Source organism: Bacillus sp. FSL E2-8887 (assembly GCF_038007205.1).
Classification (GTDB): domain Bacteria; phylum Bacillota; class Bacilli; order Bacillales; family Bacillaceae_G; genus Bacillus_A; species Bacillus_A mycoides.
Window position 1 is genome coordinate 4,536,411 of sequence record NZ_JBBOWS010000001.1, and the last position, 14,108, is coordinate 4,550,518.

A 14,108-nucleotide genomic window follows, 5' to 3' on the forward strand; every position below is an offset into this window, starting at 1 on the left:
TTAATATGGAACGAGTCAGTTCTATACAATTTGATATGGCCTGCACCTTCATGCATCCTCTTTATCCTTCTTCTTGCATATATTCGTTATCTTTGTCATGCGCTTTTTCTTTTTAGCGCAAAAGAAAAGACCTTCCTAACGATTTGGTTTCATCGCTAAGAAGGTCTTTATATGCAACCTACCCATTCAATTTCCACTTAGAATAAAGGGATGAAAAAAACTTAGCAATCTTCTGGCTTACCAGCATTCGACGCTGTACGGAAAGATGATCCGCATCCACATGATGCGATCGCGTTTGGATTGTCGATTGTGAATCCGCCGCCAAGCATAGATTGCTTATAGTCAACTTTCACTCCCTTTACAATCGGAGCACTTTCTTTATCGATAACAAATTCAACACCGAAAAACTCAAGAACTGTGTCGTCTTCTTTTGGTTCTACTTCAAATCCTAAGCCGTAAGAAAGACCACTACATCCGCCGCCATGTACAGCAAGGCGCACGTACTTCTCTCCATCTTCAGCATCTTTTAACATATCTTTAATTTGAAAAGCTGCTTGTTCTGTTACTTCAATCATGAAATACACCATCCTTTCTGTTCTCATTCTATTATACATCTTTACGCTTCTATCTTGTACTCATACACTCCGCGGCAAATTATTTCCGCAGGTCCTTTCATTAATACATTTCCTTCTTCTGTCCATGCGATCATTAAGTCGCCGCCTGCTAAGTGAACCGTAATTTCTTTACCGTGTTCCATTTTCCCATTTAAAATTGCCGCAACGACAGCTGCGCATGCTCCTGTCCCGCAAGCTTGTGTTACACCAGATCCTCGTTCCCAAACGCGGAAATTCATCTCTTCATCATTCAAAATCTCGATGAATTCAACATTCACTCGCTCTGGGAACATTTCATGCGTCTCAAGAACCGGTCCTAACGTTGTAAGAGGCGCGTTTTCTACATCATCAACAAAAATAACCGCATGTGGATTCCCCATTGAAACAGCTGTAAATGCATAACGGTGATTATTGTATAAGAAGTTTTCACGAATAAATGGTGTTTCTCCTTCACCAAGCATCGGTATCTCTTCACGTGTTAAACGAGGTGCTCCCATATCGATTTTCGCTAATGTAACTTTGTCATCTTCTACCGTTACTTCTGCCGTAACAATACCAGCTAACGTTTCAATTGTGAAAACTTTACCTTCTACTAGTTTATGCTCATACGCATATTTCGCTACGCAGCGTAAACCATTTCCACAGCTCTTTCCTTCTGAGCCATCGTTATTAAACATGCGCATTTTTACTGGTGCCACGTCAGAAGGACAAATTAAAATCATTCCATCTGCACCAATACCAGTATTAATATTTGAAACCTTTTCCGCTACAATTGCTAAATCTTCTTCTCTAATTTGTTCCTCAAACATATTTACATATATATAACTATTTCCAAGACCATGCATTTTTGTAAAAGAAAATTGGCTCATTTTTATTCACTCCAAAAATAATTTATTATTTCAAGTATAAAATGCATGCTTTTAGAACACAATATGAATGTCCCCCGTTTCTCATATTTGACAGTGTTTTGGCAATAAGCCGTTCTTACACAAATCGTGTAAGAAAAAAGCCCTTCTAAAAGGGCTTTTTTTTCGAAATAAACACTCCTAATAAAGTGAAACTTTAATCAGTGGGGGGACGGACAGCAGGGCTTCACCCTAACTTCTTTGCTTCAGCTGAATTTTGAGGTGGGAGTCTTACTGCCCGCAAATAGCGAGATAAATGAAAAAAGAAAAACGTTGCCTGTTTGCAACGCTTTAAAACATTGGATTTTCATCCATATAATCATATACATTATTTACAAGTTCTTCTACTGTTGCACCTTGTACCACTTCACCATTTACAAGTGCAAATGGACCTTCAAAACAGATACCACAATATCCTAAACAACCATATTCCATTACGTCTAAATTAGGATCTTTTTCTAATTTTTCTAAAGCTGCTTGCGAACCGCTTGCAAGGTTACCTACACAAAATTCGATTAATGGTTTAATCAAAACTCTCTCCCCCCTGTATCTCTAAACAAATTACCATTTACTTTATATGGTATGTGCATACCTAATTTGCGAAACGGATAAGTAACCCTCTCTACTTGTTACCATTCCACTTTATTTATAAGAAGGAAACTAAGTTGTTTCTTGTTGTTTTCGTTATATATTCTAAACTATTTGGTTACTTCACTATTTCACTTCATAATAGATAGTCTTCTTTATATAACATACTACTCATAATGAAATAGTAAATAGTAACTAGAAAATGAAAACCATTTACTTTACTTTTCTTCTTATTGTACAACAGAGTATTCATTCATGCATTGTTATTTGTTCACAAATTCGATATAATTTGATTGTGTAAAGTCAAAATATTTTATTAATATAAAATTGTATGATTAGGGGATATTTCAACAGAAAAGGGGTAATCCATCATGAAACACCTCGTACTACTAGGTGGTGGCTACGGTGGAATGAGAATTCTGCAGCGGCTACTTCCAAGCAACCAACTTCCAGATGATGTACAAGTGACATTAATCGACAAAGTACCATATCATTGCTTTAAAACTGAATATTATGCATTAGTTGCGGGTACAATTTCAGAAACGCATATTCGCATACCGTTTCCTGAGCACCCACGTCTCAATATTCAATACGGAACAGTAACAAATATTGACCTCGAAACGAAAGCCATTCATCTCGATGGCGGTGAAACGATTCAATATGATGATTTAATTATCGGGCTTGGCTGTGAAGATAAATATCATAACGTTCCTGGGGCAAAGGAATATACACATAGCCTACAATCAATTGAACAAACACGTAAGACATATGAACAATTAAATAGCTTAGAACCAAATGCAACAGTAGCTGTCGTTGGGGCTGGTTTAAGCGGCGTTGAAGTGGCAAGTGAACTTCGCGAAAGCCGTTCAGATTTAAAAATCTATTTATTTGATCGAAAAGATAGAATTTTATTCCCATATCCAGAGAAATTAAGTAGATACGTAGAAGAATGGTTTGTAAAACATAAAGTTACCATTATACGAAACTCTAACATTACAAAAGTGGAACCAAACATTGTATACAACCATGATGAACCACTTGAATGTGATGCAATCGTCTGGACAGCTGGTATTCAAGCAAATGAAGTTGTTCGAAACCTTCCAGTAGAACAAGATGGTAGCGGACGGGTTGTTTTAACGAAATATCACAATATTCCAAATAACGAGCACGTTTATGTCGTAGGAGATTGTGCAGCACTTCCACACGCACCATCTGCTCAACTTGCTGAAGGTCAAGGAGAACAAATTGTCCAAATATTATTAAAACGTTGGAATAATGAACCACTTCCTGATGAACTGCCTGTTATTAAATTAAAAGGTGTTCTCGGTTCTCTCGGCAAAAAACATGGATTTGGTTTACTAGCAAACCAACCATTAATGGGACGTGTACCGAGATTATTAAAATCCGGTCTTCTTTGGATGTATAAATATCATAACGGTTAATACTTTAAAGGCTGCCTACATAGTAGACAGCCTTTTTCTATTCATTTTTTGTAACTACTCAGTCATTCTATGAAAAACCGACAGAAAAGCATTTTTTTAAATGGTCGAGAGGGACTGGCTATGTATAGTATAGGATCGGTCAGTGCCTTTTCCTGCCACGCGCAAAGTTTTAAAACAAAGAAAAAAGATGTTCCTTCTAAAGAGACTTTATTTTTCTATTTTTCTCTCTTTTTGATACGATATAACTAGAATCAGAAAGGAGCAATTTATGTTTATATTAAAAGACATCATATATAAAGATATTCTACACATTCCTTATTTACAGATTCAAAAAGAAAAAACAACTTGTATTATCGGTGAAAGTGGTAGTGGTAAAAGCACATTACTTCGCATGCTAAACGATTTACAATCACCAACATCTGGCACAATTGAATATAACGGAAAATCTATTTTAGATTATCCTCCCATTCAATTACGCCGTGAAGTTGTCATGCTCGGACAAACTCCGCCTATTTTTGATGGAACAATTAAAGATAATTTATTAATGGGACTTCGATTTTCTGAAAAGCCATTTCCAAATGACGACGCCCTGCAAGGCGCATTAACGACTGTTAGCCTAGATAAAAAATTAGAAGATAACGCCTCTTCTTTATCAGGTGGCGAAAAACAAAGACTTGCTTTCGCTCGTATTATACTAATGGATCCGCCCGTCTATTTATTAGATGAACCAACTTCGGCACTAGATGGTGACACAGAACGCCGCGTTATGAAACAATTCACTCTACTGGCAAGAGAAAAGAAAAAAACAGTTATCTTCATCACGCACTCGCAACAACTTCCAGAAGAAATCGCAGACGATATTATTGAAATTAGTAAAACAAACGGTGCAACTAGAAAGGAAGTGCTATCAATTGAAGGGCGTTATTGAACTACAAATTTGGCAACTTGCAGCTGCATATATTTTCATCCTTATTTTAATCGGGCTTGTGAAATTAAAAGGAATACCGCGTGAGAAACAAATTACAATTGCTACATTACGTATGACAATTCAGCTCGTACTAGTCGCATATGTTCTTACATACATATTTGAAAATAGTAATCCGTTTTATACAATAGCTCTCATTACTTCTATTACTACATTTGCGATTTTCAACATTTATAAACGAATAAACCTTCCTATGTCAAAAGAATTAAAACGAGTAGCCGCCCTCTCCATGATCGCTGGATCAATTGGCCCTCTTCTACTATTTATCTTTGTCATTATCGGACACGATCCTTGGTATGCTCCGCAGTATATCGTTCCTATTGCCGGCATGCTAATCGGTAACGCTATGACAGGTATTTGCCTCGGGGCAAACACCTTTTTAAACAGTATGAAATCACAAAGAGACCATATTGAAGGTGCACTTATGCTTGGCGCAACTCCAAAACAAGCAGCTGCTCCGCTCATACGGGACGCTTTCGATTCTGCTATTTTACCAACAATTAATTCCATGGTCGGAATGGGAATTATAAGTCTTCCAGGCATGATGACAGGACAAATTTTATCCGGTGTATCACCATTTACAGCTATCCAATATCAAATTGCGATTATACTTGGCATTTCTGGAAGTACAGCTTTCTCTGTTATTATCTTCTTACAGCTTGGGTATAAAACGTTCTTTAATAAGCGGTGCCAGTTGAAAGAAGTTGAAGTACAATCATAAAAAAGACGCTCTGCAAGTTACTTACAGAGCGTCTTTTTTCTTTGCTAATCTTACGCTTTCTTAACGAACTGTGATTTTAACTTCATAGCTCCGAAACCATCGATTTTACAATCAATATCGTGATCTCCCTCAACTAGACGGATACTCTTTACTTTCGTACCAATCTTTACAACTGAAGAAGTTCCTTTTACTTTTAAATCTTTAATGACAGTAACAGCATCGCCATCTTGAAGAACGTTTCCGTTCGCATCTTTTACAACTTTTGCACCATCATTACTTTCAGCTTCCGCTTCTTGACCCCACTCATGGGCACATTCTGGACATACGAAAAGAGCGCCATCCTCATACGTATATTCTGAATTACATTTTGGACAATTTGGTAAAGTAGCCATAAATTCATTTCCTCCGTTCATTATTTATACGTAAAAATCAAAATTGATGTTTACATCTCGATAAATAAAATTTGTACAGCATTTCTTTATAGTGCCATAGTCTTACGTTATTGACAAGCCTACCTCAAATTCTCATTTTTTATTGTATTTTACAAAATTTCAATTAGTATGGCGTTTGTTTACTAATGGTTTTCTCTTCGTGTTACATATCCTTTCTCATAAATAAAAAGAAGAATCTTCATTAGACTCTTCTTTTTGCGATACATCATTATCTATTTATATTAATACCAGGCATTTTCTTCAATATAAAATTGATACTCTTCTGCTTCTTCTTCATTTAACTTTTTATCGTTTAAATAAATTTCTTTCCATTCAAATCTCTGTTTATCTAAATACACAGCGAACTTAACCTTTACATCCTTTTTTTCCTCATAATCATAACCAGTAAATTCTACTATATCAAAACGTCCTTCTTTTTTTACATACGTCCATTTTGGATCATCAGTAAAAACTTCCAATGTAATCCCTTCATCACTTAAACGAACTACATCTTTTATATTCGGTTCCGTCGGTAAATACGATAACCCGTAACCAGCTGCACCAAATACTACAAATAATAACGCATTTAACCCAAGCATAATCCCAACATGAGTGCCACCCTTTGTTTGGAAGTAATAATTGTGTTGTGCATCAGATAACTCTTTTGCCTTATGTAAAACACGAACTGTATGCTTGTAATATAAACGATTCCCTTGCCATCCAGTAAATAGCATAGTTCCGAAATAAACAATAAAATCGATCCACATCGGGATATCTATAAAAACAGAGGTAATTAAAGTAGGAACTCCTACTAATGCAATAATAATAAATAATTTATACATTTTGCGATAAGCTAACCATAATAATGGGAAGAAAAAGGCTATCCAGTTCCAACTATTTCCCTTCTCGGGATCTTTTGCTTTCCCCCACTTAAAGTCGTAATATGCAGTATTATTTCTCACAACTTTATGTAACTCTTTAGGAGCTATCGCTTCCTGTAAAACAGTGTCCTTCACGTACATCATCCTTCTCTTATTTCTATATAACTTTATTGTATATCTATAAAAAGAAGGAATCTAACAAAAAATAGTTATATTTCATAAAAATGAACAAAAATCGAATACATTCCGACAATTATCCATTCTATATTCCATTTTACTATTAAATATATTAGAATACTCATATATAAGACATTTAATACACTATGTTAAACATCTTGTATATTCACAAAAAAGGATGTATCAAAATCATTTTGACACACCCTTCTCCTATTAAACTACTATTGTAATATGACCAAACCTAAAATCTCGACTTAAGAGACTTCACAAATTAGCTCTCTACTATTTCAAACATATTTCCACTTACACAACTATCCCACATTACCCTTCACTTTCTCAATAACATCTTCTATACGCTTAGCTATACATTCTGGCTCCCAATCTCCCTCACCATGCATAGCTGTATAAACCGGACAATTCTCATCATTACTATCTACAAAGATCGGGTCTCCGAGATACGAATCTATCCCAATTACAATCCACCCGTCTTTCCAATCTCCCTCTTCATTTCCGACTAAGCTTTGCCCTTCCTCATCAAAGCTATAACCAAGTTGTCCTTCTTCTATTTCTTCACTATTAAATAATTCGATTGTCATCGGTTCAAATTCATACTCTAACTCAATTTCATTATCCTCAGCACGATCTACATATGCTAACAGTTGTTTAATTTTATTGTGGTTAATCATAATATCTTCCCCCTCTATTGCGCAATTTTTTAATTAACTATAATATACAAAATAAAGTTTATAAAACTATTGAGGTGACCAAATATGAAGACTACACTTTGGGCAGAAGATGACTATTTAAAATTAGCACCTATTAACGACGAACTAATAAAAAAAGCAGAAGAAGTACTAAACGTAAAGCTCCCAGAATCGTACATAAATCTTCTAAAAGAACAAAACGGAGGAACTCTTCGATTAGATGCTCATCCTACTTCAGAGCCAAATTCTTGGGCGGACGATCACGTTAATGTTTCTGGATTATATGGCATTTCTTTTGATGAAAATGAGTCTAGTATTTTAGAGAGCCATTATTTAATTCAGGAATGGGACATGCCTGAGAATATCGTGCTTTTATCTGGTGACGGACATACGTGGATTGCACTAGACTATCGAAACGTAGCTGAAAATCCTCCAGTTATATTTATCGATAATGAGTTTGAGGAAATTATTGAATTAGCACCTAACTTTGAAAGTTTCTTACAAAACTTAACTACATACAATTATGATGAAGAATAAACCTATCTCTAAAGGAGTACACACTGGTGCAAGATTTCATTATAAATTTACACGCTGCTTTAAAACCACTTGGATTTAAGAAGAAAAGACATACATTTTCCAAAGCTGATAACGGATTTTATAAGATCATTCATATACAAAAAAGCCAGTTTGGAGATGATTTCTATATAAATATAGGTGTTCATCCAATTGGTCTCCCGCAACTTATTACGGACCAATTACAAGTAAAAGAAAACATCTCAATATTCGATTGTATTCTACGAACAAGGATAGAGCCTATACATATGAAACAGAACCAGTTATTACATAATGTTTCACATGAAACTATCGACATTCCGAATTACCTTTCTACTATTTTCGACTGGTTTCAAACGTGGGCTTCATATAAAAATTTAATAAAAACAACTATACATTCCATAACTCCTGTACTAGCTGTCGTTCCAATATTACAAGAAAAAGCGTTTCTGCTTCTTACCTGTTTCTCTTTCTACAAATTAAAACAGTACGAACAAGCTAATCGCTACTTACAGCAATATTTATATTGCTCTGTGCATCTTAATAACAAGGAAAGAGAAACAGTATTCTTTCATGAAGTTGATATGTATATGAAAAAACTAGTAGAAAACGCAATGTAACTTCACATTGTGCTTTCTACTAGTGCTTTATATTCCTCTTGTAACTTTTTAAATTGTTCTTCATACTTTTGCATCTTCACCGCATCCGTTTTCGAATTAAGGAATGGTCTTCTTCTCCCAATCACCATTATATTTTTCCCTTCTATTGCATCGTTCATATATACGTAAGGTTTAAAAAACTTACATTCCGTATATGGCAATGCTACAGATAATTTTGTATACTCTTCCACTTTAAATTGATTAGATAAACTTAACTCTCGCAAATTTTTTAATTGTATTAAAGGTTCTAACGAATCATCTTTAACCTTTAAGTTCATAAGGGTAAGCTTTTTCAAATGTTGTAATGCAGCGAGTGGTTGTAAAGTTTGTACTTTCATCGTTGTATTTATCCCACCACCCATGTAAAAGGTATTGAGTTGCGGACACTTACTTAAAGCAGTTAAATCTTCTAGCTTAGAAAAATCATCAATTAGTAAGGATTTGAGTTTTTTATTATACGCAATATCCCATAACGTCTTCGCTTTTGTATTCCAGCACATATACAACTGTTGTAAATCAGATAATTTTTGAAGGCTACTTAAATCCTCGACCCTCATTTCGTAAACGTACAATATATTTGGACGAGCGTACGTAAGAATATGCTCAAATTGCTTTTGATTTACTGCGAAAACCCATAACTTCTTAACTTGTAAAGATGCTAATCGTTCTATATTTTTTGTTTTCCCCTCAATCGCTAATTCTTCTAAACTAGCAGTAACATTTCCCAAGTCCTTTATAATCCTCGTGCTCACCAATTGGAAACATTTTATCCTCTCCTACAACTTCCAAGTAATATTCATGTCTTCAAACGACTTCTTACTCACTTCCAACCCTTCGCCATCATCCGTTCCAATCATCGCTACTTCTTCTTTAGACAACATAATTTTCTCGTTTGGATTTTTGATTTTTTTCTCATACACTAATTGTAAAAGATCGATTTGTTCCTCTGTCAGTTCATACTCTTCTTCCAATCTTTCAATTGCTGATTCCGTATCAAGTAATGGGATTTCTAATAAGAATCCACCGTGTTCTTCCATCTCTTCAAATGAATCTATTGAATATGCACCGTTATCATCAATCCAAAATGCTGTTGTAATGAAAGGAACTGTTTCGCCTTCTACTTCTTCTAATACGTATTGAAGTGCTTCTTCTTTAGCAATTTCTATCACTTCCGAAGGTGCCCCTTCAAAATAATTTTCCGCATCAATCCACTCATCAATTCTCTCACTATTCACATCTTGAAGACATACGATTGTGTACTTCGAATCAAAAGTAATTGTCCCTCTTCCGCCTTGACTATCTTGCATACTATAGTTAAATCCATCCCATGAACTTTCATGTGAGGAATCAGGAGCATGTGCTACAAAAATTGCATCTGCAATCGACTTTAAGATGCAACCTCTCCATAATTGTTCTTTGTCTATATGTAATTTATATTTACTCATCGTCTTCCCCCATACACATATTTTTTCTATTATCTTTCCTCTACATAATACTTGTAAAGCCTTTTCTACCTACTGCAAAATAGGAAAGACGCCCTTTTCAAAAAGGCGTCTTTTTACATTTGAAAATTTACTAATATAAAAAATGAATTATTTAATAAATGAATTCCCCATGGAACGAGTAAATTATTTGTTTTCTTATATGTGTAGGCTAAACATACACCTATACCAAAAATATATAACATACTACCTAAAGTAAGGGGATGACCTAAAGTAAATATAAAAGCACTTATAACAATACTAGTAAGTGTAGAGAAGCGCTGAGATAATTTCGTGAAAAATATCCCCCGAAATAAAAGTTCTTCCCAAATCGGTGCAAAAATGGTGAGTACAACTACGTATAAAATGATTTCACTTATAGTAGGCTCTATTACTATATTTGACTCATCCACACTAAGCCCATGTGGTAAAACTACATTTAATACCGCAAGATATATAAGCAGTATGATCATCGTCATTACTATTGTTACATAATGTTTAAAATTATTGAACTGTAGTGATTTTACTAGCTGTGAACAATACTTTCTTGCTGGTGCATACATTACAATAATCGTACAAAACGTAAAGGGTGGGATAAGATGGTCTACATACCATGGATATAATGAGGAGTCATATAAAAAGTTCAAAAAACCCATTCCATGCATTACCCCAAAAGTAATTATTATAATGCTAATTACTTCGAGCATACTCATTTGTATATTCTTTTCTTCATATGTAGCTAATTCTGTGTTCATCCTATCTCCTCCAGTATAATTAAACCTTTTAAACCATTATATACCAATTTTAACACAAAAACAGACGATACAATTTACTGTATCGTCTGTTTTTTCCCCTACCATTTCTCTCTACATGTTTCAATTAAATGCAGCAAATACTGCTTCGTCATATCAGCCCTTCTCCACCTTGAGATTATTCGCTTTTCTTTTGGATTATGCCGCATTCGCTCTACTTCCCTTAATAAAGGATCCCACTTATGAGAGTAAAGTTCCAACATCTATTGTAATCCTCTATCTTTTGAAACAATTGTTTTATGTTCTAACGTATATAAAATACGTCCCATCGTAACGACAGCTGATTCTACCCATTCTTCTATGAAAAATAAATAAGGACGCTTCGCTTTTTCAAGCCAGTAATGTTCTACGTTGTATTTCATTGTATTTACTACATCGTCCCACTTTATTTGAAAGGAAAGGTCTTCTACTTCTTTCCCGCTAACTGTAATACCTTGATTTTTCAATGTCCACCATGTGACCGCGTTAATATCCCAATGACCAATATCAGCCTTACCATCTGCACAATACACGTACTCATTTATTTCATGATTGTATTTCCCCAAGTCAGCAAGCGGAATATACATACCGTCCATTCTTTTACCTAACGTACTTTTACTAATTTTTTTATGCAGTTCTATAATTTGTTGTTTTTCAGCTTCATTCACGGAATCACTTATTACCGTAACAAAGTCAACATCGCTCGTTTCTATATGAAATGCTCCTAGCGCGATTGATCCGTAAATATATACCCCGACTATTTTTTCGTCCGAAAAAATTTCTTTTAATTCTACTATGTACTGCTCCATTAATTGCTTTACTTCTTCTGGTAAAACTTGTTTTATTCCATTCTCCACATCTATCCCTCCATTAAAAAAAGCCTTTGCGAATTCGCAAAGGCTTCCTGCTTTATAAATATTTCTCGATTTCTTCGTAAACATCCTTCAAACGAGGATTTCCTTCTCCAACAATTTCTCCATTTACAAGAACGACCGGATAAAATAGATCTTCTTCCACTACGCGCTCTGCGAATGCTTTTTTATCTTCATCTTCTTGTTCTTGTTGAAAATCAATATACTCGAAATTAAATTTATTTTCTTGTCCTTCATATTTACGACCAATCGCCGCTTGTAACCACTCAAACGTTTCTGTTGAAGATGGCATTCCAACGCAGCTCGCACAAATTACTTTCGTCCCATACACTTGCACATTAACCATTTCTTCTCCCCCACTTCTTGCCCTAACAGTATATTCAGATGTCTTAGTACATAAGCACATCATTTTACAAACTTATTCCATACCCCTATACTGAAAAAACACGTTGTACACACGATATAATATTTTGACAATAAAACAAGAAGAGAAAAAATAGATTTTCCCCTCTATCTTGATTATAATAAAACTGATGAAAGGAGTCGATAAAAATGGAAAACCCACATATGCAAGAACAAGTACTAGAGGTATTAGATAAATTACGTCCATTCTTACTTCGCGATGGCGGAGACGTTGAATTAGTAGACATTGAAGAAGGTATCGTAAAATTACGCCTTATGGGTGCATGCGGAAGCTGCCCAAGTTCTACAATCACACTAAAAGCTGGTATCGAACGCGCATTACTTGAAGAAGTACCAGGCGTTATTGAAGTAGAACAAGTATTTTAATTAAAAGCGGAAGCGGCTCGTTCAGAATCGCTTCCTAGAAAGAGACCCAAATGGGTCTCTTTTTTTATTCAAATAACACTTCCCCTTTAACATCATAAAACAAAATTGGAAATCCTTCTCAAAAAGTGCGATAATTAATACTATAGAATCGTTCACACATATACAGAAAAAAACATAGGGGGACGACACATGCCAAGAATGGGGAACACTTTCTTAACAATTCAAGAACTAGAAAAGAAAAAAGAGTATTTATTAGACCTTTCATCCGTTATACCAACATGGAATGCAGGTTATCAATTTTTATTTAAAGAAATCCAGCAAGAATTATTGAGTAAAGTAAATGAAAAAATCGAAAGACATCAATTCATTTTAAATATATGTGCAGATCAACAGGTAGGGGCATAATGTATTACATACAATTGTGATATATAAAAAAGAGACCTCACCCGGTCTCTTTTTTCATTTTAAGATAGCCAATCTAATTTCCTAATGCCTAACTTCTCAACAGGTAAACGAAATGACTCGTAAAAATGATTCATAAATTGCTCAGTGCGCTTCACATCGTGTAAAATGATTTCTAAACGGGCTCTATATATGCCTTTTTGTTCTTCGTTTCCTGTTTGATAATATCGTTCAATCGTTTCAAAGTAGTGAAGCGGGAACAGAAGCCTTGCGAATAATAAGCGCCAACCAAATGAAGAGAGCGAATAATTACGTTCATAATCTGTAATGAATTGAACTACCGTTTGCTCCCAATCTTTCTTTTTTTCTATCATCATATAGCGAATACATTCTGCTATATCTCTACTTGGGTGATCATATACCCAATCAAAAGGAAGTTTTAAACGCTTCGTTTGCTGCCATAATAAAGGTGTAAATCGTTCTTGGCAAATTGTTGCTGCGTCAGTTATTTGTGGTGTATCGTCCATTTCTGTATCGACAACATATTGAATTGCATTTTCTGCAACTCCTAAGTAATACGGGAAGGATTCAATAAACAATTGATCGAATACGTCTGAAGGATGGTTCATCACTTGCGATTGCCAAAACCTTTCTAATTGGTCGAGCCTTTTTTCCCATAATGCTTTCCATTCACCAATGCGGCTTAATTGCTCAACTTCTTCTGGAAAGAATGCGCCACGTTTATGGAATATAGAAAGCTCACTTCCTAATGATGTAGCATGTCGCTCTAACATACGCATACCTTTTAATAAGCAGTAATTTTTTTCTTCTATCTCACTTACATAGTAGCCGTGTATAGTCGGAACGAAAGTCGAAACAGTTATATCCCCTTGCTGGTTCATATAATCACTGAGCTTTTTCATCTCTACAAGTACTTCTTCCTCCATTTCTCCAATTGGAACAAGTACATAAATTTTGTTGCGAATCCAAAAGCTTTTATAGGGGCCAAGGGGGATTAATTCTTTAACATGCATGTGATAATGCTCATAAATATGCTGAATCATCGCAGTCGCCACCTATGGTTTTTCTTTATATATATGAGCTTGTGCTCGCC

Annotated in this window: 17 protein-coding genes and 2 pseudogenes; 7 read left to right on the top strand and 12 right to left on the bottom strand. The window is 35.1% G+C overall.

Going from position 1 to position 14,108, the window contains the following annotated elements; all coding sequences use genetic code 11:
* Window positions 1-221: 221 nt before the first annotated feature.
* The 3 genes from NSQ08_RS23430 to NSQ08_RS23440 all read right to left on the bottom strand — a co-directional run bounded on the left by NSQ08_RS23430 (window position 222) and on the right by NSQ08_RS23440 (window position 2,050).
* Window positions 222-575: a HesB/IscA family protein gene (locus NSQ08_RS23430; protein WP_002034566.1), complete on the bottom strand. Its 354-nt coding sequence runs from the start codon at window positions 573-575 to the stop codon at window positions 222-224.
* A gap of 41 nt (window positions 576-616) precedes the next feature.
* Window positions 617-1,483 (bottom strand): diaminopimelate epimerase, encoded by an 867-nt coding sequence (gene dapF, locus NSQ08_RS23435; RefSeq protein WP_012261916.1) that lies wholly within the window; start codon window positions 1,481-1,483, stop codon window positions 617-619.
* Window positions 1,484-1,810: 327 nt separating this feature from the next.
* Window positions 1,811-2,050 (bottom strand): YuzB family protein, encoded by a 240-nt coding sequence (locus NSQ08_RS23440; RefSeq protein WP_002015892.1) that lies wholly within the window; start codon window positions 2,048-2,050, stop codon window positions 1,811-1,813.
* A 428-nt stretch (window positions 2,051-2,478) separates the two neighbouring features.
* Here NSQ08_RS23440 and NSQ08_RS23445 point away from each other — a divergent pair, with 428 nt between their 5' ends.
* The 3 genes from NSQ08_RS23445 to NSQ08_RS23455 all read left to right on the top strand — a co-directional run bounded on the left by NSQ08_RS23445 (window position 2,479) and on the right by NSQ08_RS23455 (window position 5,255).
* The gene (locus NSQ08_RS23445) at window positions 2,479-3,549 is read left to right on the top strand and encodes an NAD(P)/FAD-dependent oxidoreductase (protein ID WP_002192372.1); all 1,071 of its coding nucleotides are present in this window, start codon (window positions 2,479-2,481) and stop codon (window positions 3,547-3,549) included.
* Window positions 3,550-3,817: 268 nt separating this feature from the next.
* Window positions 3,818-4,477 carry an ABC transporter ATP-binding protein gene (locus tag NSQ08_RS23450; RefSeq protein ID WP_002191064.1) on the top strand — a complete coding sequence of 220 codons (660 nt, stop codon included), beginning with the start codon at window positions 3,818-3,820 and terminating at the stop codon, window positions 4,475-4,477.
* Window positions 4,461-5,255: an ABC transporter permease gene (locus tag NSQ08_RS23455; protein WP_002191065.1), complete on the top strand. Its 795-nt coding sequence runs from the start codon at window positions 4,461-4,463 to the stop codon at window positions 5,253-5,255. Before NSQ08_RS23450 ends, NSQ08_RS23455 begins: the two co-directional genes overlap by 17 nt.
* 50 nt (window positions 5,256-5,305) lie before the next feature.
* On the opposite strand, the gene phnA is transcribed toward NSQ08_RS23455, so the two are convergent.
* From phnA to NSQ08_RS23470, 3 genes are all read right to left on the bottom strand, one after another.
* Complete coding sequence (gene phnA, locus NSQ08_RS23460) at window positions 5,306-5,647, bottom strand: alkylphosphonate utilization operon protein PhnA (protein ID WP_002089332.1); 342 nt, start codon at window positions 5,645-5,647, stop codon at window positions 5,306-5,308.
* Between the two features lie 281 nt (window positions 5,648-5,928).
* Window positions 5,929-6,702 carry a DUF2628 domain-containing protein gene (locus tag NSQ08_RS23465; RefSeq protein WP_002166528.1) on the bottom strand — a complete coding sequence of 258 codons (774 nt, stop codon included), beginning with the start codon at window positions 6,700-6,702 and terminating at the stop codon, window positions 5,929-5,931.
* Window positions 6,703-7,055: 353 nt separating this feature from the next.
* A complete protein-coding gene (locus NSQ08_RS23470; RefSeq protein ID WP_256491248.1) occupies window positions 7,056-7,430 on the bottom strand; it encodes a hypothetical protein in 375 nt (124 codons plus the stop codon).
* 84 nt (window positions 7,431-7,514) lie between these two features.
* Between NSQ08_RS23470 and NSQ08_RS23475 the strand changes: the two genes are divergently transcribed.
* Both NSQ08_RS23475 and NSQ08_RS23480 read left to right on the top strand, forming a co-directional pair.
* Entirely contained in the window at window positions 7,515-7,985 is a 471-nt protein-coding gene (locus NSQ08_RS23475) for an SMI1/KNR4 family protein (RefSeq protein ID WP_113709191.1), read from the top strand.
* A 26-nt stretch (window positions 7,986-8,011) separates the two neighbouring features.
* Window positions 8,012-8,620 carry a DUF4304 domain-containing protein gene (locus NSQ08_RS23480; protein WP_012261920.1) on the top strand — a complete coding sequence of 203 codons (609 nt, stop codon included), beginning with the start codon at window positions 8,012-8,014 and terminating at the stop codon, window positions 8,618-8,620.
* A gap of 2 nt (window positions 8,621-8,622) precedes the next feature.
* On the opposite strand, the pseudogene NSQ08_RS23485 reads toward NSQ08_RS23480, so the two are convergent.
* The 5 genes and pseudogenes from NSQ08_RS23485 to NSQ08_RS23505 form a co-directional block, all read right to left on the bottom strand.
* Window positions 8,623-9,424 (bottom strand): annotated as a pseudogene (locus NSQ08_RS23485) (leucine-rich repeat domain-containing protein).
* A gap of 11 nt (window positions 9,425-9,435) precedes the next feature.
* Window positions 9,436-10,104 carry a hypothetical protein gene (locus NSQ08_RS23490; protein ID WP_340779146.1) on the bottom strand — a complete coding sequence of 223 codons (669 nt, stop codon included), beginning with the start codon at window positions 10,102-10,104 and terminating at the stop codon, window positions 9,436-9,438.
* Between the two features lie 113 nt (window positions 10,105-10,217).
* The gene (locus NSQ08_RS23495) at window positions 10,218-10,895 is read right to left on the bottom strand and encodes a CPBP family intramembrane glutamic endopeptidase (RefSeq protein WP_012261923.1); all 678 of its coding nucleotides are present in this window, start codon (window positions 10,893-10,895) and stop codon (window positions 10,218-10,220) included.
* Window positions 10,896-10,993: 98 nt separating this feature from the next.
* Window positions 10,994-11,788: pseudogene (locus tag NSQ08_RS23500) on the bottom strand (nucleotidyltransferase domain-containing protein).
* Window positions 11,789-11,840: 52 nt separating this feature from the next.
* Window positions 11,841-12,149 (bottom strand): YuzD family protein, encoded by a 309-nt coding sequence (locus NSQ08_RS23505; RefSeq protein ID WP_000248598.1) that lies wholly within the window; start codon window positions 12,147-12,149, stop codon window positions 11,841-11,843.
* 206 nt (window positions 12,150-12,355) lie between these two features.
* Between NSQ08_RS23505 and NSQ08_RS23510 the strand changes: the two genes are divergently transcribed.
* Together NSQ08_RS23510 and NSQ08_RS23515 are read left to right on the top strand one after the other, a co-directional pair.
* Window positions 12,356-12,592 carry a NifU family protein gene (locus NSQ08_RS23510; protein ID WP_000431159.1) on the top strand — a complete coding sequence of 79 codons (237 nt, stop codon included), beginning with the start codon at window positions 12,356-12,358 and terminating at the stop codon, window positions 12,590-12,592.
* A gap of 189 nt (window positions 12,593-12,781) precedes the next feature.
* Window positions 12,782-12,997, top strand: coding sequence for a carbonic anhydrase (locus tag NSQ08_RS23515; RefSeq protein ID WP_340779152.1), 216 nt, complete (start codon window positions 12,782-12,784; stop codon window positions 12,995-12,997).
* Window positions 12,998-13,056: 59 nt separating this feature from the next.
* On the opposite strand, the gene yutH is transcribed toward NSQ08_RS23515, so the two are convergent.
* Window positions 13,057-14,058 carry a spore coat putative kinase YutH gene (gene yutH, locus NSQ08_RS23520; RefSeq protein WP_098634929.1) on the bottom strand — a complete coding sequence of 334 codons (1,002 nt, stop codon included), beginning with the start codon at window positions 14,056-14,058 and terminating at the stop codon, window positions 13,057-13,059.
* Window positions 14,059-14,108: the final 50 nt, after the last annotated feature.